At 61.5% G+C, this 20,838-nt stretch carries 20 protein-coding genes; 11 read left to right on the top strand and 9 right to left on the bottom strand.

Features of this window, described 5'->3' with window-relative positions; translation table 11 throughout:
- Nucleotides 1–7 precede the first annotated feature (7 nt).
- Nucleotides 8–1,012, bottom strand: coding sequence for a sensor domain-containing diguanylate cyclase (locus LA321_RS03065; protein ID WP_042071131.1), 1,005 nt, complete (start codon nt 1,010–1,012; stop codon nt 8–10).
- Between the two features lie 199 nt (nt 1,013–1,211).
- Here LA321_RS03065 and LA321_RS03060 point away from each other — a divergent pair, with 199 nt between their 5' ends.
- The 4 genes from LA321_RS03060 (at nt 1,212) to LA321_RS03045 (ending at nt 6,477) form a co-directional block, all read left to right on the top strand.
- Nucleotides 1,212–3,080 carry a GGDEF domain-containing protein gene (locus LA321_RS03060; RefSeq protein WP_042071133.1) on the top strand — a complete coding sequence of 623 codons (1,869 nt, stop codon included), beginning with the start codon at nt 1,212–1,214 and terminating at the stop codon, nt 3,078–3,080.
- Nucleotides 3,081–3,334: 254 nt separating this feature from the next.
- A complete protein-coding gene (gene prfC / locus LA321_RS03055; protein WP_156141015.1) occupies nt 3,335–4,924 on the top strand; it encodes a peptide chain release factor 3 in 1,590 nt (529 codons plus the stop codon).
- A gap of 166 nt (nt 4,925–5,090) precedes the next feature.
- Nucleotides 5,091–5,429, top strand: coding sequence for a nuclear transport factor 2 family protein (locus LA321_RS03050; RefSeq protein WP_042071137.1), 339 nt, complete (start codon nt 5,091–5,093; stop codon nt 5,427–5,429).
- 97 nt (nt 5,430–5,526) lie between these two features.
- Complete coding sequence (locus tag LA321_RS03045) at nt 5,527–6,477, top strand: bile acid:sodium symporter family protein (protein ID WP_042071138.1); 951 nt, start codon at nt 5,527–5,529, stop codon at nt 6,475–6,477.
- A gap of 61 nt (nt 6,478–6,538) precedes the next feature.
- Here LA321_RS03045 and LA321_RS03040 read toward each other — a convergent pair whose 3' ends face one another.
- Entirely contained in the window at nt 6,539–7,447 is a 909-nt protein-coding gene (locus LA321_RS03040) for a bifunctional helix-turn-helix transcriptional regulator/GNAT family N-acetyltransferase (RefSeq protein WP_042071140.1), read from the bottom strand.
- Between the two features lie 89 nt (nt 7,448–7,536).
- Nucleotides 7,537–8,733 (bottom strand): multidrug efflux MFS transporter MdtH, encoded by a 1,197-nt coding sequence (gene mdtH / locus LA321_RS03035; protein WP_042026994.1) that lies wholly within the window; start codon nt 8,731–8,733, stop codon nt 7,537–7,539.
- Nucleotides 8,734–8,826: 93 nt separating this feature from the next.
- Between mdtH and LA321_RS03030 the strand changes: the two genes are divergently transcribed.
- From LA321_RS03030 to rimJ, 3 genes are all read left to right on the top strand, one after another.
- A complete protein-coding gene (locus LA321_RS03030; RefSeq protein WP_042026993.1) occupies nt 8,827–9,723 on the top strand; it encodes a LysR family transcriptional regulator in 897 nt (298 codons plus the stop codon).
- Nucleotides 9,724–9,816: 93 nt separating this feature from the next.
- Nucleotides 9,817–10,371 (top strand): GNAT family N-acetyltransferase, encoded by a 555-nt coding sequence (locus tag LA321_RS03025; protein WP_042026991.1) that lies wholly within the window; start codon nt 9,817–9,819, stop codon nt 10,369–10,371.
- Nucleotides 10,371–10,922, top strand: a complete 552-nt coding sequence (rimJ, locus tag LA321_RS03020; protein WP_042071142.1) for a ribosomal protein S5-alanine N-acetyltransferase — start codon at nt 10,371–10,373, stop codon at nt 10,920–10,922. Before LA321_RS03025 ends, rimJ begins: the two co-directional genes overlap by 1 nt.
- Before the next feature lie 61 nt (nt 10,923–10,983).
- Here rimJ and LA321_RS03015 read toward each other — a convergent pair whose 3' ends face one another.
- The 3 genes from LA321_RS03015 to LA321_RS03005 all read right to left on the bottom strand — a co-directional run bounded on the left by LA321_RS03015 (nt 10,984) and on the right by LA321_RS03005 (nt 13,868).
- A complete protein-coding gene (locus LA321_RS03015; RefSeq protein WP_042071349.1) occupies nt 10,984–11,232 on the bottom strand; it encodes a hypothetical protein in 249 nt (82 codons plus the stop codon).
- A gap of 309 nt (nt 11,233–11,541) precedes the next feature.
- Nucleotides 11,542–12,591, bottom strand: a complete 1,050-nt coding sequence (locus tag LA321_RS03010) for an oxidoreductase (RefSeq protein WP_042071145.1) — start codon at nt 12,589–12,591, stop codon at nt 11,542–11,544.
- A gap of 113 nt (nt 12,592–12,704) precedes the next feature.
- Complete coding sequence (locus tag LA321_RS03005) at nt 12,705–13,868, bottom strand: multidrug effflux MFS transporter (protein WP_042071147.1); 1,164 nt, start codon at nt 13,866–13,868, stop codon at nt 12,705–12,707.
- 236 nt (nt 13,869–14,104) lie between these two features.
- Here LA321_RS03005 and rdgB point away from each other — a divergent pair, with 236 nt between their 5' ends.
- Together rdgB and hemW are read left to right on the top strand one after the other, a co-directional pair.
- Entirely contained in the window at nt 14,105–14,701 is a 597-nt protein-coding gene (gene rdgB, locus LA321_RS03000; RefSeq protein ID WP_042071149.1) for an RdgB/HAM1 family non-canonical purine NTP pyrophosphatase, read from the top strand.
- 92 nt (nt 14,702–14,793) lie between these two features.
- Nucleotides 14,794–15,939, top strand: coding sequence for a radical SAM family heme chaperone HemW (hemW, locus tag LA321_RS02995; RefSeq protein ID WP_042071151.1), 1,146 nt, complete (start codon nt 14,794–14,796; stop codon nt 15,937–15,939).
- A 114-nt stretch (nt 15,940–16,053) separates the two neighbouring features.
- Here hemW and LA321_RS20215 read toward each other — a convergent pair whose 3' ends face one another.
- The gene (locus LA321_RS20215; RefSeq protein ID WP_042071153.1) at nt 16,054–16,314 is read right to left on the bottom strand and encodes an alternative ribosome-rescue factor A; all 261 of its coding nucleotides are present in this window, start codon (nt 16,312–16,314) and stop codon (nt 16,054–16,056) included.
- Nucleotides 16,315–16,462: 148 nt separating this feature from the next.
- The gene (zntR, locus tag LA321_RS02985) at nt 16,463–16,894 is read right to left on the bottom strand and encodes a Zn(2+)-responsive transcriptional regulator (RefSeq protein ID WP_042071155.1); all 432 of its coding nucleotides are present in this window, start codon (nt 16,892–16,894) and stop codon (nt 16,463–16,465) included.
- 421 nt (nt 16,895–17,315) lie between these two features.
- Here zntR and purH point away from each other — a divergent pair, with 421 nt between their 5' ends.
- Together purH and purD are read left to right on the top strand one after the other, a co-directional pair.
- Nucleotides 17,316–18,908, top strand: a complete 1,593-nt coding sequence (gene purH / locus LA321_RS02980) for a bifunctional phosphoribosylaminoimidazolecarboxamide formyltransferase/IMP cyclohydrolase (RefSeq protein ID WP_042071157.1) — start codon at nt 17,316–17,318, stop codon at nt 18,906–18,908.
- A 110-nt stretch (nt 18,909–19,018) separates the two neighbouring features.
- Nucleotides 19,019–20,308 carry a phosphoribosylamine--glycine ligase gene (purD, locus tag LA321_RS02975; protein WP_042071160.1) on the top strand — a complete coding sequence of 430 codons (1,290 nt, stop codon included), beginning with the start codon at nt 19,019–19,021 and terminating at the stop codon, nt 20,306–20,308.
- 119 nt (nt 20,309–20,427) lie between these two features.
- Here purD and LA321_RS02970 read toward each other — a convergent pair whose 3' ends face one another.
- On the bottom strand, nt 20,428–20,745 hold the full coding sequence (locus LA321_RS02970; protein WP_042026978.1) for a hypothetical protein: 318 nt from the start codon (nt 20,743–20,745) through the stop codon (nt 20,428–20,430).
- Nucleotides 20,746–20,838 lie beyond the last annotated feature (93 nt).

Below are 20,838 nucleotides of genomic sequence, written 5' to 3'. Positions count from 1 at the left end.
CCCGCTGTCAGTGAGCCGGAGTGTGGCTCAAGGCACGTTCGTTGACCTGTTCCTGATCCAGCAGTGGCTGACCGCTCGGACGGGAGATGTGAAAGCCCCGTTTGCCGCTGCGCTTGACCCGGTACATGGCCTGATCGGCCCGGGCCAGGGCGGCGCCGAAGTCATCCTGGGGCCGGATGGCCGCAATTCCCATGCTCAGACCCACATTCCCGTCGCCGTTGGCGAGGGGGAAGGGGGTCGAGATGAGTTCGATGCAGAGTTGGGCCAGCTCGTGGGTGCGGGGATCCTCGCTCTCCCAGGGGAGCAGCAGCACAAACTCGTCGCCGCCGATGCGCCCCAGTTCGCTCTCTTCCGGACAGCACTGCCTGAGGCGCTGGGTCAGAGCGACCAGCAGCTCGTCGCCGGCCCGGTGGCCCAGGTTGTCATTGACCTGTTTGAAGTCATCGAGATCGATGAAGCAGATGGATTTGAAACCCTGGTTGAACTTGCGCTGCAAGGCGGTGCGGTTGGCAAGGCCGGTGAGGGGATCCCGATGGGCGAGCCGGGCCAGCTGCTGCTCGTACTCCTTCTCATGGGTGATGTCGATGTGGGTGCCCATCACCCGGATGGGGTTGCCCTGTTCATCCCGTTCCACCACGCGGCCCCGATCCAGCACCCAGGTGGTCTTGCCATCCTTGGCGATCATCCGGTGCATCACCTGATAAAAGGGGCTCTTGCCGCTCAGATGGTCGAAGAAGGCCTGCAGCACCCGCTCCCTGTCTTCCGGGTGCAGATGCTCGCGCCAGACGTCGAAATGGGCAGACAGCTCCTTGGGCTGAAATCCCAGCATGGCGCCCCAGCGGCGGTTGAAGATGATGAGCTTGCCGGTGGGGATGTGGTTTTGCCAGATGCACAGGCCGGTACCATCCATGGCGGCGTCCAGTTTTTCGCGGGCATCGTCGGCGATGCGCTTTAGCCGCTCGTTTTCCAGCTGCAGCCTGGCATAGGCAGCCTGCAACTCCTCGTATGTCATCCCGCCACATCCCTGCAAAAAGAACATATAGTCGATGCTGGGTCTGCTCCTGTAAAGCGCCGGATTTCGTCATTGTGAGGAGGGCTAAAAACCGGATTTGGCATAAGGTTTGCTGCCAGGTCGGACAAGGAACGATATGATGAGTTATCAGAGTATCAGTGCTATCGAATGGGGAACCTGATCCGGCATGAAGCGTTGCATGACCTTGATCCTGTGGGTGTGTCTGGCTTGCTCTCCTGCATGGGCGGCACGAGGCCCCCTTGGCGAGCCGCAATTATCTAAAGAGTTGCAAGCGCTGGAAGAGGGGGGCCTACCCGATCGCATCTACCGATTGCGGGTCGCCGCCCTGGCGGCCAATCGCGATGCCTATTCCCCCGACGTGCAGGGACGGATTGCCCGGCTGCAGTGTCGGGCAATGCCGGCCGAGCGGGACAGCGAGTATCGCGCCGTGGTGGCTTTTGCCGACAAGGAGCTGGCCATCGCCAGGGCGCGCAAGGATCGGCTCACCGAAACCGGACTGCTTGTCTGTCGCGGCTTTCACCAGCAGATGCTGGGCAACATGAAGCTGGCGCTGGCCGATTTTGGGCTGGCACAGGGGTTGGCGCGGGAGCTTGGGGATCGGATGCAAGAGGCCGATGTCCTCAGCTATCGTGGCGAACTCTACTCCTATCAGGGCAAGCTGGCCGAGGGGCTGAAGGAGCTTATCGAAGCATACCAGCGCTATGAAGATCTGGGCATGGAGGACAAGGGGCGGGAAGTATTGACCCTGATTGCCAACTCCTATCGGCGCATGGGGCTCTATGAGCGAGCCGACGACTATTTCAAGGAACTGGAGCAGGACTATCGCCAGCTGGGGGCCCGGGAACAGCTGGTGGATATCCATGCCCAGCAGGCGCTGCTTTACGCCGAAATGGACGAGTTCGACCGGGCCCTGCCCCTGATGCAGGAGGCCGAGCGCTACTATCAGTCCCAGCGTCAGGAGGGACTGCTGGCCTGGAGCCAGATCGAGGTGGCCACCATGCTGCTCAACCAGAACAAGGTGAGCGAGGCCAAAGCCAAGCTGAAACAGGCCGAAGTGCTGCTGCACGATCGCGAGGGGAGCGACAGCGTGACCCTGGCGCACTGGCAACTGGTGATGGCCATGGTGCTGGATACCTCGGGAGAGCAAACCAGGGCCCTCGACTATCTGGCGCGGGCGGAGACCGTTTTCGCCAGGGAGAATAACCAGCGTTTTCTGATCCGTGTCTATGGTCTGCGCTCGCGCATCTTCGAGCGCCAGGGCCGGGTCGGTGATGCGCTGGCCAGCCTCAAGGAGTATGTGCAGACCAGGCATGCCACCGAGCTGGTGCTCAGGGAGCAGCGCTCCTTGCAGATGCGCTTCGAGTTCGATCTGGCTCGCAAGGAGCTGGAAAACCAGACCCTCAAGACCAAACAGCTGTTGCAGGAAGCCAAGCTCAAGCAACTGCAGGAGCGCCGCCAGTGGCAATTCGCCGTGGTGGCTCTGCTGCTGGTGGTGATGGGCATGCTGGTGCTCTACCTCTTCAACCGCAGCCGCAAGATGAGGCGGCTGGCCATGACGGACGAGCTGACCGGTCTCCACAATCGTCGCCAGATCATGGCGCGGGGTCAGGCCTGTTTCGATCAGGCAAAAAGTGGTGGTCCTTCCCTGAGCGTCTTGTTGCTGGATATCGATCACTTCAAGCAGGTCAATGATCAGCTGGGTCACCACATGGGGGACATGGTACTCAAGGCGGTGGCTCGTTGCCTCGGTGAGCATCTGCGGGTGCAGGACGAGGTGGGACGCAACGGCGGCGAGGAGTTTCTGGTGCTGCTGCCCGACACCAGACTCGAGGAGGCCGCCGAGGTGGCAGAGCGGATCCGCCAGCGGGTCTCCCGGCTGTGTATAGACGGGATGCCGGAGGGGCGTTTTGTCCATGTCAGCATAGGTTGCGCCCAGTATGGCTCCTTCGATGACACCCTGAGTGCCCTGATCCGGCGGGCCGACGAGGCCATGTACCAGGCCAAGCAGACCGGGCGCAACCGGGTGGTGCTGGCTCAAGAGGCTTGACGTGTAACTTGCGGATTTCTCCACCATGCCAGGCTGGGTATTTTTCGCTCGCGCGGGTATAATGCCGCGCAATTTTGCTTTGACTCAGGCGAGACGACCCATGTAATGCAACGCTTTCCCCCCTTTTTCCACCTGGCTGGCCTGATGCCTGCCGGCGTGGCATGCGCTGCATACAGATGTGCCGTGAGTCGAATGCGGCATCCCGGATTTATTCCCACGGTGGCCAAGGCCGCCGCCCAATAGAAGAACGTTGAATTATGTCAGCTGAATTTCTGAGTGAAGTCTCCAAGAGACGCACTTTTGCGATTATCTCGCACCCGGATGCGGGTAAAACCACCATCACCGAAAAAGTCCTGCTGTTCGGACAGGCCATTCAGCGCGCCGGTACCGTCAAGGGCCGTGGCTCGGGCCAGCACGCCAAATCCGACTGGATGGAGATGGAGAAGCAGCGCGGTATCTCCATCACCACCTCTGTGATGCAGTTCCCCTATGCCGACTGCCTGGTCAACCTGCTCGATACCCCGGGTCACGAGGACTTCTCCGAAGATACCTACCGTACTCTGACGGCGGTCGACTGCTGCCTGATGGTCATCGACGCCGCCAAGGGTGTTGAAGACCGGACCCGCAAGTTGATGGAAGTGACCCGACTGCGCGATACCCCCATCCTCACCTTCATGAACAAGCTGGACCGCGAAGTGCGCGATCCCATGGAAGTGATGGACGAAGTGGAGCGCGAGCTCAACATCATGTGCGCCCCCATCACCTGGCCCATTAGCTGCGGCAAATCCTTCAAGGGTGTCTATCACCTCTACAAGGATGAGACCTACCTCTATCAAAGCGGTCAGGGCCACACCATCCAGGAGAAGCGAGTGATCAAGGGGCTGAACAACCCGGATCTGGACGCCGCCATCGGTGAAGATCTGGCTCAGCAGTTGCGTGATGAGCTGGAGCTGGTGCAGGGTGCCTCTCCCGAGTTCGATCACGACGCCTTCATCGCCGGCGAGATGACACCGGTCTTCTTCGGTACCGCACTCGGCAACTTTGGTGTTGACCATATGCTGGACGGCCTGACCGACTGGGCGCCGGCTCCCATGCCGCGCAAGGCCGAGAGCCGCGAAGTGGCTGCCACCGAGGAGAAGTTCTCCGGCTTCGTGTTCAAGATCCAGGCGAACATGGACCCGAAACACCGCGACCGTATCGCCTTTATGCGCATCGTCTCCGGCACCTACTCCAAGGGCATGAAGATGCGCCACGTACGTCTGGGCAAGGATGTGAACATCTCCGACGCCGTGACCTTCATGGCTGGCGATCGCGAGCAAGCGGAAGACGCCTTCGCGGGTGACATCATCGGCCTGCACAACCACGGCACCATCCAGATCGGTGACACCTTCACCCAGGGTGAGGATCTCAAGTTCACCGGCATCCCGAACTTCGCGCCGGAACTGTTCCGCCGCATCCGCCTGCGCGACCCCCTCAAGCAGAAGCAGCTGCTCAAGGGGCTGGTACAGCTCTCCGAAGAGGGGGCGGTGCAGGTGTTCCGTCCGCTACAGAGCAACGATCTCATCGTCGGTGCGGTCGGTGTGCTGCAGTTCGACGTGGTGGTGTCGCGCCTCAAGAGCGAGTACAACGTCGAGGCCCTGTACGAGGCGGTCAACGTCTCCACCGCCCGCTGGGTGGAAGGGACAGATGCCAAGAAGTTCGAGGAGTTCAAGCGCAAGAACGAGATCAACCTGGCCCTCGATGGCGGTGACAACCTCACCTATATCGCGCCGACCATGGTCAACCTGCGCCTGGCTCAGGAGCGTCACCCGGACGTCCTGTTCCGCCAGACTCGCGAGCACTGATACCGCTTCGCAAGCCTGCATGGCTGACGAGACAAGAGACCCCGCTTCGGCGGGGTCTTTTTTTATCGGCTTTTACGGGGAACCGTGGGGAAGGGAATTTGTCTGTTATCGACGATTGAGTAAAAAACCAATATAAATGAATAAATTAAATTTATTGGAGAGTGCTATGTCCGCCTCGCTGCCCGTCCAGGCACAGCTGGAAGCCTACAATGCCCATGATATCGAGGCCTTCCAGGCTTGCTTTTCCGAGCAGTTCAAAGCCTATCGCATGCCGGCAGAATCGCCTTCCACCGTTGGCAAGGAGGCGCTGAGAACCTTCTATGCAGAGCATCGCTTCAACAACCCGCTGCTGAAGGCCGAACTGTTGTCGAGGACGGTGCTCGGCAACAAGGTGTTTGATCATGAGCGGATCCACGGTCTCTCTCCCGAACCGCTGGAGAGTGTGGCGGTCTTCGAGGTAGAGGAAGGCCTTATCAGCACCGCCTGGTTCTATTTCCCCGGCTGACGAGCACAATCGAGGCTCCACCCGATGACAAAGCTGATATAAAAGAAAACCCTGCGGGCTTGTTTGCCTGCGTTAGCTTCAGAATAAGGATATCGACATGCTTGGACGCATCACCAACTTCTTCCCGCTCTGGGCCTTGCTCTTCTCCTTGCTGGCCTACTGGCAGCCGGGTCTGTTCACCGATCTCAAGGCGCAGATAGTGCCGCTGCTGACCATCATCATGCTGGCCATGGGGTTGACCCTCAAACCCCGGAACTTCCTCGACGTGGTGCGCAACAAGAAGGCCATCGGACTGGGACTGGTGCTGCAATTCAGCGTAATGCCACTGGCTGCCCTGCTGATCAGTCTGCTGCTGGGTTTCGATGCCGAGCTGACGGTGGGCATGGTGCTGGTGGGCAGCGTGGCCGGCGGCACCTCTTCCAATGTGATGTGTTATCTCGCCAAGGGCGATGTGGCACTCTCGATCACCATGACGGCGCTCTCCACGCTGCTGGGCGTCATCATCACGCCTCTGCTGGTGCAGTTGCTGGCTGGGAAGAGCGTCGACGTGCCGGTGCTGGACATGCTGCTGAGCCTGGTCAAGATAGTGCTGATCCCCGTGGTGCTCGGGGTGGTCGTCAATGTCTTCCTGCACTCCCTGACCGCGCGCATCGAGCCAGTACTCCCCCTGGTCTCCATGGCGGCCATCGTGTTGATCATCGCAACCGTCGTGGCGCTCAATGCGGGTCAGTTCGCCAGCATAGGCCCCATAGTGGCGCTGGCGGTGATCCTGCATAACGGTATCGGCATCACGGCGGGCTACTGGGTCAGCCGGCTGCTCGGCTTTGATGAGCGTATCTGCCGTACCGTCGCCTTCGAGGTGGGGCTGCAGAACTCGGGGCTGGCCACTGCGCTCGCCATGAAGTTCTTCACGCCGGCTTCAGCCATGGCGGGAACCCTGTTTTCGGTTTGGCACAACCTCTCCGGTTCTCTGCTCGCCGGTTTCTGGGCCAGACGGCCACTGAACCAGACCAGCACGATAACGGGAGAGGCGGCAAGAGAGGGTTAATCAAAACAGGTTTTCGATGGCAGGACCCTGCTCGCGGGGTCCTGCCGGCTTTCCGGCGTGGTTACAGGGTGAGCACCATGCAGATCTCGCAGGCATCGTGGCCGGTGCAACCGAGCGGGCCGGGCAGGTGTTCAAAACCCAGTGACTCGTAGAGGCTGGTGGCTTCCCGCAGTACCTCTGTGGTCTCAAGGTAACAGCGCCGGTAGCCGAGGGTTCGTGCCTCCTCCAGCGCCTGCAGCACCAGCCGTCGCCCCAGTCCCAGCCCGCGCAGGGCGGGCATGAAGTACATCTTCTGCAGCTCGCAGGTCTCCTCTTCTCCCGTCAGCCTAGCTATGCCGCCGCCACCCAGAATGGTGCCATCAGGCCCTTCAATCACCCAGTAGCGGCTACCCCTGTCCTGATAAGTCTCATGGAGCTGATCCAGGTTCGGGTCGGCGACTCCATAGCCCTTGTCGGCGGTGAGGCCGTATTCGGCGGAGACGGCGCGGATCACCGCAGCGATATGGGGATTGTCGAACGCCCGGATGGGACGAATGTGGTAGCCCTGCTGGCGGCGGGCACGGGAGAGGGCGCTGCGATAGAGGCGCAGGCCTTCCCACAGCAGCTCGCGTTCTTCCTGAGTCAACTGGGCCAAGGTCTCTTCCATGGCGCAGTCCATCTCCCGATGCAGCGCCAGCAGCTGGTTTTGACCGGTGATGGTGAGGCGAGCCTCCTTGCTGCGGCCATCGGAGGGATGGGGATGCCAGCTGATGAGCTCCCGTTCGGCGAGGCGCGCCAGCGGACGGCTGGCGTTGGACTTGTCGATGCGCAGTTTCTCCGCCAGCTGCTGGTTGGTGGCGGGGCCGCTCTCCAGTTCGATCAGCAGGTGGGCTTCGATGGGGGTGAGGGCCAGCTCGCCGCATTGCTGGGAGAGCATGCCGAGTTCGCGGACCAGCTCGCGAGAGAGGGCGCGCAGGGGGCGGGGATCCATATCAGGGTTTCCTTTTTGTTGTGCACAACAACCAATTTAGCGATTTGGTTGTTGTGCGCAACTTTATTTTTCATTTCCCTGAAAATGGTTCAGGCTGCCGCCCGGCTTCTCAGCTCCGGGCGGCGGGCGAAGCAGTGAGCCAGCAGCAGCATGGTGACCACACCGATCGTGCCCAGTACCAGCCAGGGGAGGGCGGGTTGCCCCTGCTGCAGGGCATAGTCATAGAGGGAGCCTCCCCCCACGTAGCCTGTCATGCCCCCCAGGGCGAGTCCGAGTCTGCTGAAACCCATGTAGCTGCCGCGTGCGTTGGGGTTGGCCAGCCGGGTCATCAGGGTCTCCCGCGCCGGCTCGCAGATGATTATCCCCAGATAGAAGCAGGCCAGCAGCACGAAGAGCCCCGACAGGGTGTTGACGAAGGCGACCAGCCCTATCCCTATTGTCATCAGCAGGATGCCGGCCATCAGGCGATTTTCCAGCTTGTAGCGCCGCTCGCTGAAACGGGCGATGGGGTAGAGCAGCGCCAGCGACAGGGCGGTCTCCAGGCTGTACATCCAGCCGACCGCCGTGGTGCTGCCGGAGAGCTGCTTGACCAGGATGGGGAAGATCAGCATCACCTGCACCCACAGCATGTAGTAGCCGCTCAGGATCAGCACCAGCCGGCAGAAGGCGCGATCCGCCAGCACCTGCCCCAGTCCTTGCCGCATCGGAGTTGGCTTGAGGGAGAGGCGGTAAGGGGGCAACAGCAGCCAGTTGCACAGGGCCGCCAGGGTGAACAGGCCTGCGCCCAGCAGGCAGACATAGGTGAAGTCAAAGCGCAGCAACCAGCTGCCGAGCAGGGCCCCGGTCACGGCGCCGGCGCTCTCCAGCATCATCAACAGGGAGATGAAGCGGCCCCGCTCGCCGGGGCGGGTGAACTTGATCACCAGGGCGGCCCGCGGCGGATCAAACAGGCAGCCACCGAGACCGGAGAGGAAGCAGGAAAAGATCAGCATGGCGCCGCTCTCGGCCCAGGCCAGGGTGGCGAAGCCGACGGCGCGCAGCAACATGCCGGTGACGATGAGGGGACGGGCACCGAAGCGATCGGCCAGGGAGCCGCCGAAAATTCCCAGCCCCTGCTGGGTCAGCTGACGCAGCCCCAGGGCCAGCCCCACCAACCCCGCCGCCCAGCCGAGTTGATCCACGAAGCGCAGGCTGATCATCGGCATCACCACAAAGAAACCCAGGATAACCAGTGTCGTATCCAGCGCCAGAAACCAGCGCCCCCAATGCCTTGCCCGCTCGACCATAATGCCCTCTCTATTGATTGATGACTCCATTCTGGAGGGGCATCAGATATAGTGGTAGACGACAACTACCTATATTTCATATCAGGATTTTTTATGTCTATGGATCTGGACGATTTGCAGCTGCTGCTGGATGTGGCGGAGCTCGGCAGTTTCAGTCAGGCGGCGGCTATCCGCGGTTGGTCGCAACCTCTGGTGAGCCAGCGTATTGCCCATCTGGAACTGACTCTGGGGGCGCCGCTGTTCCAGCGTCATCGCCGCGGTGTGACCCCGACTCGCGCCTGCGAGGAGTTCCTGCCAGCGGCCCGTTCGGCCCTGACAACCCTGAGCGAAGGGCGGCTGGCGCTGCAGGGGGCACCGGCGCTGCCCTGCATCCGTCTCTCCAGCCTGCCTTCCCTGACTTCGGTGGTGTTTGGCTCGCTCCTGATGGAGCTGGTGGACGAGGCGTTCGAGATCCGCTGCACCACGGATCACTCCGGCGTCATCATGCAGGAGCTGCTGACCGGGGTGACCGACATCGGCTTCGTGCTCAAGTGCCCGCCCGTGGCGGGACTGCAGATGGAGCTGCTCTGCTGTTCCCCCATCATCGCCATCGCCTCGCCTATGCACCCGCTGGCGGGGTGCCACGGTTTGACTTTGCAAGACATCGCCGATCAGCGGCTTGCCCCCCAGGTGTGGGGGCCAGGTTGTGACGTTTTTATTCAGCAATTGCGGCGGCTGCGCCGTGCCGCCAGTCCCTTGCACGGGGTACAGCCCGCGAGTGCGGCCCGGGATCTTGCGCTGGAACACGGCTTTATCACCCTGATGCCGGAGCTGGCCATCGCGCGGGATCTGGAGGTCGGGCGACTGGTCAAACTGGATGTCTGCAATCTGCCTCAGGAGCACTGGGACGTGATGATGGCCTGGCGCGGTGGCAAACGGCCCAATCCGGCCAAGGAGGCGGTGCTGGCGACAGCTCGTGCCCTGGCCAAACGGTGGCGCGGTGAAAGGTGAGCGACTCCCTGCAAAAGGGTTGGCTCCTCTGGAAGCAATTGGCTACATTGGTGCTGTTTTGTCATTTGATGACTGATTTCAAAGGAGAATCCCATGTTCTCATGGCAGTTGGACGATGAGCTTGCGCTGCTCTTTTTGCAGCCCGACATGGCGAGCGAGCTGTTTGCCCTCTGCCGCGACAACCGGGAATACCTCTCCCAGTGGCTGCCCTGGCCGCCCCTGATCCTGCGCCCCGCCGACAGTGCCACCTTCATTCGCCACGCCATCGAGAAGTTTGCCCGCGGCGAGGGGCTGACTACCGCCATCGAGTATCAGGGGGAGGTGGTCGGGGTGATCGGCTACAACCAGATAGACGCGGATCTTGGCAAGGTGGCCATCGGCTACTGGCTGGCGGAGCGCTGGCAGGGCAACGGCATCATCACCCGGGCCTGTCAGGCCCTTATCCATCATGCTTTCGAGGAGATGGGCATGGAGAAGGTGGAGATCAGCGCCGCTACTGACAACGAGCCAAGCCGGGCCGTCTGCGAGCGGCTAGGGATGCAGCAGGAGGGGATCACCCGGCGCGCCGAACGGCTGGCCGGCCGGGTGGTGGATCACGTCCACTACAGTTTGCTACGTGATGAGTGGTTGAGGTTGAGGGAATCCTGATGGTGCTGCCACATCTCAAGACGGCCCGAGCCCACCTGACGGTGCTGTCACCGGATCAGGCCCCCATGATTCTCGACTTCTATCGGCGCAATCGCGCCCACCTCACTCCCTGGGAGCCACTGCGGGATGAGCGCTTTTATACCCTCCCTTACTGGCACGCCAGGTTGCAAGAGAGCTATGGCCAGTTCTTCAACGGCACCGGAGTCAATCTGGCGGCCCTGGATCCGGCGGGGGAGCGGGTGATCGCCACCTGCAACTTCAGCAACATATTGATGGGGATCTTCAAGGCGTGCCACCTGGGTTATGCCGTCGATCAGCAGCACCAGGGGCAGGGGCTGATGCAGGAGGTGCTGCCCGTCGCCATCGATTACCTGTTTCGCGAACATGGTCTGCACCGCATCATGGCCTGCTACATGCCGGCCAATCATCGCAGCGGCGCCCTGCTGGAGCGGCTCGGCTTCGAGCGGGAGGGGTATGCCAGGGAGTATCTGATGATCAATGGCCGCTGGGAGGATCATATCCTCACCTCTTTGATCAATCCGGCGCCGTAAACGGCCCATAAAAAACGGGCCCGAAGTTTCCTTAGGGCCCGTCTTCGAATGAGGTGCTGGCTTAGTTGGCCTTGGCATCGCTCACGGCAGCTTCAACCTTGGTGGCTACGTCGTCAGCAGCTTTCTCAACGGTTGCAGTCGCTTCGGAGGCGGCTTTTTCGACGGTAGAAGTGGCTTCGCTGGCCGCTTGTTCTACGGTTTCAGCGACTTCGGCGGCCGGAGTGGCAGCAGGTGCGGCAGCCTTCTCTTCTTTCTGACCGCAAGCGGTCAACATCAGACCCAGGATACCGGCTACCAGTACTTTATTCATGTGTATACCCTCAACAAAAGATGGAGAGATGGTTGTGACAACCATCAAAGTGCGTCCTTTCACCCGGTTTTCCAATCATTGGCCGGGAGCCAAGAGGCGGACGCAATATAGCCCCAACGGTTGCAGATGAAAACGGATATCACAATGACATTTTTTCGTACCATAGATAAAAAGAACTGCTCATTTAGCTAAATTCAACTAAAAATGTCCAAAAAATGGTGATGTAGCACAACTAATCACCATTTTATCTTGTCTGCCTGGTATCTAAACGGTTTTGAGGTTTTGTTTGAATCTTTGCTGTCGGCGTGGTCAGTCAGACAGCTTCTGACAAGCAAGGCGTTTTCCCGAGCTATGGCTCTCGCGTACCAGATCCAGCAGCGCCATGACCGTCAGGGCCTCTCCGGCGGGCACCGGATTTGCCCCTTCGCCCAGGATGGCGGCGCAGACTCCGCGGTAGTAGGCACCGTAGTCGCCGGCCTCACCAGCGACCAGCTCCTGTTGCAGTTGGCCATCCAGGATCCGGCTGAGCTGGCCTGGCTCGCTGTCCACGCCCCAGTCGGCCGCCGGAGGGCGCTTGCCGAGCTTGAGTTGCTCTTCCTGCACATCCATGCCGAACTTGATAAACGAGCCCGCACTGCCGTGAATGATGAAGCGGGGCATGGTGGCCGACACCAGGCAGCTGCCGTGCAGCACCACCCGCATCTCGCCGTAACCCAGCACCACGTGGAAGTAGTCATCGCTCAGGGACCCCGGGCGTTGCCCGGCCAGATCGGCCTGCAGCCAGTCGGGCAGACCGAACAGCTGCAGCGCCTGATCCAGCACATGGGGGCCGAGATCGAACCAGAGCCCGGAACCCGGACCGCCCGCCTCGCGCCAGCGCTGGCGCACCTCGGGGCGATAGCGATCGAAGTGCGATTCAAACTGGGCGATCTGCCCCAGGGTCCCCTCTGCCAGCAGGCGGCGCACCGTGAGGAAATCCCCGTCCCAGCGCCGGTTGTGGAAGATGCTGAGCAGCCGCTGCTGCTTTTCCGCCAGTTCGACCAGCGCCTTGGCCTCGGCCAGATCCAGGGCGAACGGCTTGTCGATCACCACGTGCTTGCCGGCCAGCAGTGCCTGGCGGGCGAGGGGAGCATGGGTATCGTTGGGGGTGGCGATCACCACCAGATCAACCGTGTTGTCGCTCAGCACCTCCTCCAGCGAACCGACCCGGCAATCGGGCAGATCGGCCCGTACCTTGGCAGCATCGCGGCTTACCACCCAACTGAGGCGAAGGCCCGGAGTGGTGCCGAGAAAGGGGGCGTGAAAGGTCTTGCCTGCAAAGCCATAGCCCACCAGGGCGGCGTTGAGAGTCTGGCTCATGGGTGTTTCTCCGCTGACATGAGTCGGGGTCGGGCGCCTGTGCCGGCGGGCGACGGGTCACAAAAAGAGGAGGGGGCCAGCGGCCCCCGGATGTGCTCATCAGAGCACAGGATTTATTGCAAACACAAGCGCCGTCCCTGGCGGGTCATCAACACCACCAGTGGTGGCAACAGCAGCCACATGTGCAGTGCCAGCTGATCCAGGGGATCCTGCATCAGGGCGCCGGTGAGGCCGACCAGGGCGCCAGCTCCGCTCATCTGGAACAGGCCGAGCAGGGCGGCGGCGGTACCGGCGCACTGACCGAAGGGGGCCAGCGCCATGCCGGCGGCCGAGCCCAGGATCATGGCAAAGGCGATGCTGGAGAGGAACACGGGGCCCATCATGCCCAGCGGATGGTCAATGTGCATGGTCAGGGTCAGGGTGATGGCCGCCACCAGCAGGACCAGCAGGCCGATGCGCAGGGTGCGTCTCGGTCCCATCTTGGCAACGCAGCGGGGGGCCAAGAAACAGGCCAGGATGTTCACCGCCGCGTTGGCGGTAAACCAGTAGCTGAAGCCGTTCATGTCCAGTCCCAGTTTCACCATCAGCTGCACCGGTGCGGCGGTGACATAGGCGAGGATCACCGCCATCGCCAGCATGCATTGCGCCGCGTTGAACAGGAAGGTGGGGGAGCGCAGCACAGGGCTGTAGCGATCCCAGCTGATGAGAGCTCCCTCGCTGCGGGTATCCTCCGGGCGGGTCTCCGGCATGCGCCACAGCAACCAGCCGCCGACCATCAATGCATATCCGGCCATGAACCAGAAGTTGGCAGACCAGCCCGCCTTGGCGGTGAGCCAGCCCCCAAACAGGGGGGCCAGCGCCGGAATGAAGCAGATGGCGCCATTGAGGTAGGAGATCATCTGGCCGCTCTTTTTCGGGCCATAGCTGTCACGTACCACCGAGAAGGCCGCGACCGAGGTGGCACAGGCGCCAAAGCCTTGCAGCACCCGAGCCAGCATCAGCTCCCCGAGGCTGGCGGCGAAGCCTGCGCCCAGTGCGCTCAGGCCGTAGAGCAGTACCCCGCCCAGGGCGATGGGCTTGCGGCCGTAACGGTCGGCCAGCGGTCCCACCAGCAGCTGGCCCAGACCCATGCTGAACAGGAACCAGGTGATGGTGCCCTGCATCAGGGTCACTTCTGCGCCCAGCTTTTCCGCCATCTGCGGAATGGCGGGCAGGTAGATGTCGATGGCCAGCGGGCCGAACAGTACCAGAAGTACGAGCAGAAGGATCAAGGGCATCAGCCACCTCATGAAGACAGGAGAAATCGGTTGGTGCGCGAGTCTACTGAGTCACAGTAATGAATAGAAATGGTATTTAATCACTTCGGTTATTCCTGTATGGAAACATGTATTTTTCCGGTAGCAAACAGGGCCTTGTGACGGGCCTTGGATGGGGCGGGATTAGTGACAATTGGCGCTTTTACTAAACGGCTGCGACGCATAGAATGCGCAGATTATTTTTGCGGAGGTGTGCGATGAACAAGCTTGTCCTGGCAACAGGGAATCAGAAAAAGGTGAAGGAATTGGCCGCCATGCTGGCCGATATGAAGATCCAGGTGATCCCGCAGAGCGAGTTTGCAGTGTCCGATGCCGATGAGACCGGCACCACCTTCGTCGAAAACGCCATCATCAAGGCCCGCCACGCCGCCCGCATCACCGGACTGCCCGCCGTGGCCGATGACTCCGGCCTGGAAGTGGATCTGCTGCACGGCCGCCCAGGTGTCTACTCCGCCCGTTTCGCCGGCGACAACGCCAGCGACAAGGAGAATATCGACAAGCTGCTGGGTGAGCTCAAGGGGGCGCCTGAATATCTCAAGAGCGCCCGCTTCTGGTGTGTGCTGGTCTATATGCGCCACGCTGACGATCCCACTCCCATCATCTGCCAGGCGAGCTGGGAGGGGATGATCATCGACGAGCCGCGTGGTCAGCACGGCTTTGGTTATGACCCCGTCTTCTTCGTACCGGATCACGACTGCACCGCCGCCCAGATGCCAGGTGATCTGAAGAACCAGCTCAGCCATCGTGGCCAGGCGCTGGCCAAGCTGAAAGAGGCCCTGGCCGCGGCGCACTGAGCCCGGGCACGGCGCCGGGATACTCCGGCAAGCATTTCATCTACAATGGGGGCCGTCAGCCCCCGTTTTTATTTTTGATTAGTGGAATCCCCATGCTGCAACTGCCGCCTCTCTCCCTCTATATCCATGTGCCCTGGTGCGTCCAGAAGTGCCCCTATTGCGACTTCAACTCCCACGCCCAGAAGGGAGAACTGCCTCACCTCGAGTACGTGGCCGCCCTGCTGGAGGATCTGGAGCAGGATCTGAAGTGGGCCCAGGGGCGCCCCCTCTCCTCCATTTTTATCGGTGGCGGGACTCCCAGCCTGCTGACGGTGGCGGCGATGCAGGCGCTGCTGGACGGGGTGCGTGCCCGCATCCCGTTGACGGCGGACTGCGAGATCACCATGGAGGCCAACCCGGGCACGGTAGAGGCGGACAAGTTCGCCGGCTTCCAGCTGGCGGGCATCAACCGTATCTCCATCGGGGTGCAGAGCTTCCAGCAGGAGAAACTGACCCGGCTCGGGCGCATTCACGGCCCGGAAGAGGCGCGCAAGGCTGCCGCATTGGCCCACGCCATCAAGCTTCCCACCTTTAATCTGGATCTGATGCACGGCCTGCCGGATCAGAGCCTGGAGGACGCCCTCTACGATCTGCAGCAGGCCATCGATTGTGCGCCGCCGCACCTCTCCTGGTACCAGCTCACCATAGAGCCGAACACGGCGTTCGCCTCCAAGCCACCCCGGCTGCCGGAAGATGACACCTTGTGGGACATCTACGAGCAGGGCCACGCCATGCTCACCGCCAGGGGTTATCGCCAGTACGAGATCTCGGCCTACGCCAAGGAGGGTTATCAGTGTCGCCACAACCTCAACTACTGGCGCTTTGGTGACTATCTGGGGATTGGCTGCGGCGCCCACGGCAAGGTAACGGATCTCGCCAGTGGCCAGATCCTGCGCACCGCCAAGGTGAAGCACCCGAAAGGCTATCTGGATCTTGCCCGTCCCTATCTGGACGAGCAGTGGCAGGTCACCGAGGACGATCTGCCGCTCGAGTACTTCATGAACCGGTTTCGTTTGTTTGAACCGGCTCCCAAGGCGGAGTTCGAAGCCTATACCGGTCTGCCGCTGGAGCGGGTGGAGACGGTACTGGACATCGCCCGAAGCAAGGAGCTTATCGAGGATCTCGGCGACAGCTGGCAGCTCACCGCCCTCGGCCATCGCTATCTGAATGTGCTGCTGGAACTCTTTATGGATGAGTAAGCCCAGGATGGCGAGCTGGCCATGAGGCAATAAGCGCCTGCGGCTCGGCTTTTTTCAGCAAAGCAATCAGGGCGCCATTGGCGCCCTGATTGTTTATGGTCGATAGAAACCCGCTCAGCAGCAGACGTGCACCATCTGCTGTTGGCCGGGCTCCCACCGCCTGGCGTGCTTGGCCTTGCGCTGATAGCTGCCCTTGCCCTTCCTGTTTTGCTCGACCCGGCTGCGAAACAGCGGATCCGTGAGCAGGGCCTGCAGGTGGTTCTCCTTTATCTCGCCACGCCGATGGGCGTAGCCGGTTCCCTGAACTGCTGTTTCCTCGGGGAGGGGATTCTCCCGTGAGGTGTGGGGGAATTGTGCAATCCTTCTCTTGGCCATGGTGGCTCCTCGTCTCTGGATGGGTGATGTGCTGGGCGGTGTATCGTTGTGGCGGCGAGCCGCCTGGCAACCCCTTGGGGCACACTGCTCAAAAACGCGGCGATTCTGTCACCAAATCGCCGCCGTCGCAATCAGTCGGCAGGCAGGTTTACTCGTGGTGGTGCTCATGATGGGTCGGAGCGCCCGACTCCAGAGTCTCCAGGATGGCGCAGTGTTCCGCCGAGCGCGGGCCACCGCAGCAGATGTTGGAGAGCTCCCGCAGGTTGTCGCGAAAACGGGTCAGCTCGACGATCTTCTGCTCCACCTGTTCGAGCTTGGTATCGGCCACCGCCTTTACCTCCTGGCAGGTGACCTTGGCCTTGTTGGTGTCGAGGGCCAGCAGTTCGCCGATGTCGGCCAGGGAGAAGCCCACCGACTTGGCGCGGATGATGAACTCCAGTCGCCGCTTGTCCTGCTCGCCGTAGAGGCGATAGCCGGACTCGTTGCGAATGCCCGGCGAGATGAGTCCGTTCTTCTCGTAAAAGCGCAGGGTATCTGCCTTTACCCCGCACGCCTTGGCCAGTTCCCCAATCCGATACATGGCTTGTTCCCCGTTGGATATGCCGCTCAGTAAAAAATCGCCTCCACTATCGCCCCTTTGCCCGTCGATTGCCAGCCAAGGGCGTGAAAGGGACAGATAAAAGTCAGATGAAGGGCATTTTTTCGGTAAAACCCTGAAAGTGAAAACGTTTTGCAAAAATCAACAGGAAAACGTTTAATGCCGCGCCACACAAGGCTTTGTTGTTTTAAAAAATCCCCCACGCGTCACATTTTTTGTGTAGAATACGCGCCCATAAGAGAGCGTCGCGCCAAGCGGGCATTTCTTAAAACACTTTGGCCAGGGACGGGTCCCTGGATAAGAGTGGTTTGCGAAATCCCCCACTTCCATTTATTAGGGGACTCTCTGTGTTGAGCCTCGCCTCCCATGGAACGGTCCCCGTTATGTTGAGGACGATAGTGTGATGGAACAAGCTCGACCCATTCGCCGTGCATTGCTGAGTGTGTCTGACAAGACTGGCATCGTGGAATTTGCCAAGGCACTCAACGAGCGTGGTGTTGCCCTGCTCTCCACTGGCGGTACCGCCAAACTGCTGAGCGACGCGGGTCTGCCGGTGACCGAGGTCTCTGACTATACGGGTTTCCCCGAGATGATGGATGGCCGGGTCAAGACCCTGCATCCCAAGGTTCATGGCGGCATTCTCGGCCGTCGGGATCAGGATGACGCCATCATGGCCCAGCATGCTATCTCCCCCATCGACATGGTCGTCGTCAACCTCTACCCCTTCGCGGCGACCGTCGCCAAGCCTGGTTGCACCCTGGAAGATGCCGTCGAGAACATCGACATCGGCGGCCCGACCATGGTCCGCTCCGCCGCCAAGAACCACAAGGATGTCGCCATCGTGGTCAAGGCTGCCGACTACGACCGCGTCATTCGCGAGATGGATGGCAACGGCAACAGCCTGACCCTTGCCACCCGCTTTGATCTGGCCATTGCCGCCTTCGAGCACACCGCCGCCTACGACGGCATGATCGCCAACTACTTCGGCAGCATGGTGCCCTCTTACGGCGATAACAAGGAGGGTGACGAGGAGTCCCGCTTCCCACGCACCTTCAACAGCCAGTTCATCAAGAAGCAGGACATGCGCTACGGCGAGAACGGCCACCAGGCCGCCGCCTTCTATGCCGAAGAGCACGCGGCGCCGGGCTCTGTCTCCAGCGCAGTCCAGCTGCAGGGCAAGGCCCTCTCCTACAACAACATCGCCGACACCGACGCAGCGCTCGAGTGCGTGAAAGAGTTCAGCGAGCCGGCCTGCGTCATCGTCAAGCACGCCAACCCGTGCGGTGTGGCCATCGGCGACGACCTGCTGGCCGCCTATGAGCGCGCCTGGCAGACCGATCCCACTTCGGCGTTTGGCGGCATCATCGCCTTCAACCGGCCACTTGATGGCGCCACCGCCAAAGCCATCGTCGAGCGTCAGTTTGTCGAGGTGATCATCGCCCCGACCGTGAGCCAGGAGGCGCGCGATGCCGTCGCCGCCAAGCAGAACGTGCGTCTGCTCGAGTGTGGCCAGTGGACCGCACCGGCGGCCGGTTTCGACATGAAGCGGGTCAACGGCGGCCTGCTGGTGCAGGAGCGCGATCTCGGCATGGTGACCCTGGGTGATCTGACCGTGGTCAGCAAGCGCCAGCCGACCGAGGCGGAACTCAAGGATCTGCTGTTCTGCTGGAAGGTGGCCAAGTTCGTCAAATCCAACGCCATCGTCTACGCCAAAGATGGCCAGACCATCGGCGTCGGCGCCGGCCAGATGAGCCGCGTCTACTCGGCCAAGATCGCCGGCATCAAGGCGGCGGATGAAGGGTTGACCGTGGCGGGCTCCGTCATGGCCTCCGATGCCTTCTTTCCGTTCCGCGACGGTATCGATGCGGCGGCCCAGGCCGGTATCTCCTGCGTCATCCAGCCGGGTGGCTCGATGCGTGACCAGGAGGTGATCGACGCCGCCGATGAACACGGCATGTGCATGGTGTTCACCAACATGCGTCATTTCCGTCATTGATGGGTCAGGGCCGCCGCAGGCGGCCCTTTTGTTGTCTCTTTTCAACTGACTATTTTCACCGGTCGCGGCGCAAGCCGGGGCGGTGACCACAAATAGAAGCGAGCGAAACGATGAAAGTACTGATCATTGGTAACGGTGGCCGTGAACATGCGCTGGCCTGGAAGGCAAAACACTCTCCCCTGGTGAGCCACGTCTTCGTGGCCCCGGGCAATGCGGGCACCCAGCTGGAGCCGGGGATCGAGAACGTGGCCATCGAGGCGACCGACATCGAAGGACTGCTGGCGTTTGCCAAGGCGAAGCAGATCGGCCTGACCATAGTCGGCCCCGAGGCTCCGCTGGTGAAAGGGGTGGTCGATGCCTTCCGTGCCGCCGGTCAGCCCATCTTCGGCCCGACCGCCGCCGCCGCCCAGCTGGAAGGCTCCAAGGCCTTCACCAAGGATTTCCTGGCCCGTCACGCCATCCCGACCGCAGATTACCAGAACTTCACCGAGGTGGAGCCGGCGCTGGCCTACCTGCGCGAGAAGGGCGCGCCCATCGTCATCAAGGCCGACGGCCTGGCGGCTGGCAAGGGGGTGATCGTCGCCATGACACTGAGCGAAGCCGAAGAGGCGGTGCGGGACATGCTCTCCGGCAACGCGTTTGGCGATGCCGGCGCCCGGGTGGTGATCGAGGAGTTCCTGGACGGAGAGGAAGCGAGTTTCATCGTCATGGTCGATGGCGAGCACGTGCTGCCCATGGCCACCAGCCAGGATCACAAGCGGGTCGGTGATGGCGATACCGGCCCCAACACTGGCGGCATGGGGGCTTACTCCCCGGCCCCCGTGGTCACCCCCGAGGTGCACCGGCGCGTGATGGAACAGGTGATCATGCCGACCGTGCGCGGCATGGCGGCCGAAGGCAACGTCTACACAGGGTTCCTCTATGCTGGCCTGATGATCGATGGCCAGGGCAATCCCAAGGTGATCGAGTTCAACTGCCGCTTCGGCGATCCCGAGACCCAGCCCATCATGCTGCGGATGCAGTCCGACCTGGTGGAGCTCTGCCTGGCGGCCTGCGAGGGCAAGCTGGATCAGAAAGAGGCGCTCTACGATCCCCGCGCCGCCATCGGTGTGGTACTGGCGGCGGGCGGTTATCCCGGCAACTACAGCAGCAACCACCCCATCAGCGGTTTGCCGGTGGATGAGGTTGCGGGCGAGAAGGTGTTCCACGCCGGGACCCGGCTGGAAGGGGATACCAGCCTGACCCAGGGTGGCCGCGTGCTGTGTGCAACCGCCCTCGGCCACACGGTCGCCGAGGCGCAGAAACGTGCCTACCAGCTGGCGGCCCGCATCAAGTGGGATGGGGTTTTCTACCGCAAGGATATCGGCTGGCGTGCCATCGCACGGGAGCAAGAGGAGTAATCCCGCCCGTGGCCAGAGTTACGGCATAAAGAGATCAAGGCGCCATTGGCGCCTTGATTTTATTGAGACTCTGGTGATGGTGAGTGCGAGCAAGCAATAGCGGTTGCGCTCGCCGGCGGTCAGACGCTGACCTGGCTGATGTCCTCTACCTGCAGCAGCCAGCCTGACGGCTCCTGTTGCGGTTCGCCACTCAGGCGCAGCCGCTCACCACTTTGCACCCACTGCCCTTCGGGCAGGGAGACCAGCAGGCTCTCGCTGCCGTTGTCGAACAGCCAGCGATCATCCCCCAGCGATTCGATCAGATAACCTTCCATCTCCACTCTGGACTCGGTTTGCCAGGATGGCGCAACGGAATCACGGCTCTCGATGAAATCCCCCTGAACACCAAAGCTGGCTAGCCCCCACAGAATGGAGAGCCCGACCAATGATGACTGCATCTTGTCTCTCCTCTTTTGGAACTGCAGGGCCAGTATGGGAAGAGAAAACTGAGCGCACCATGAACAGGTTGGCAAAGTGCAGGCGAGATCGCG

This window comes from Aeromonas enteropelogenes (genome assembly GCF_020097295.1).
In the GTDB taxonomy this organism is placed as follows: Bacteria; Pseudomonadota; Gammaproteobacteria; order Enterobacterales; family Aeromonadaceae; genus Aeromonas; species Aeromonas enteropelogenes.
The sequence above is the reverse complement of the archived record's forward strand: the minus strand, read 5'-3'. Positions and strand labels throughout refer to the sequence as shown.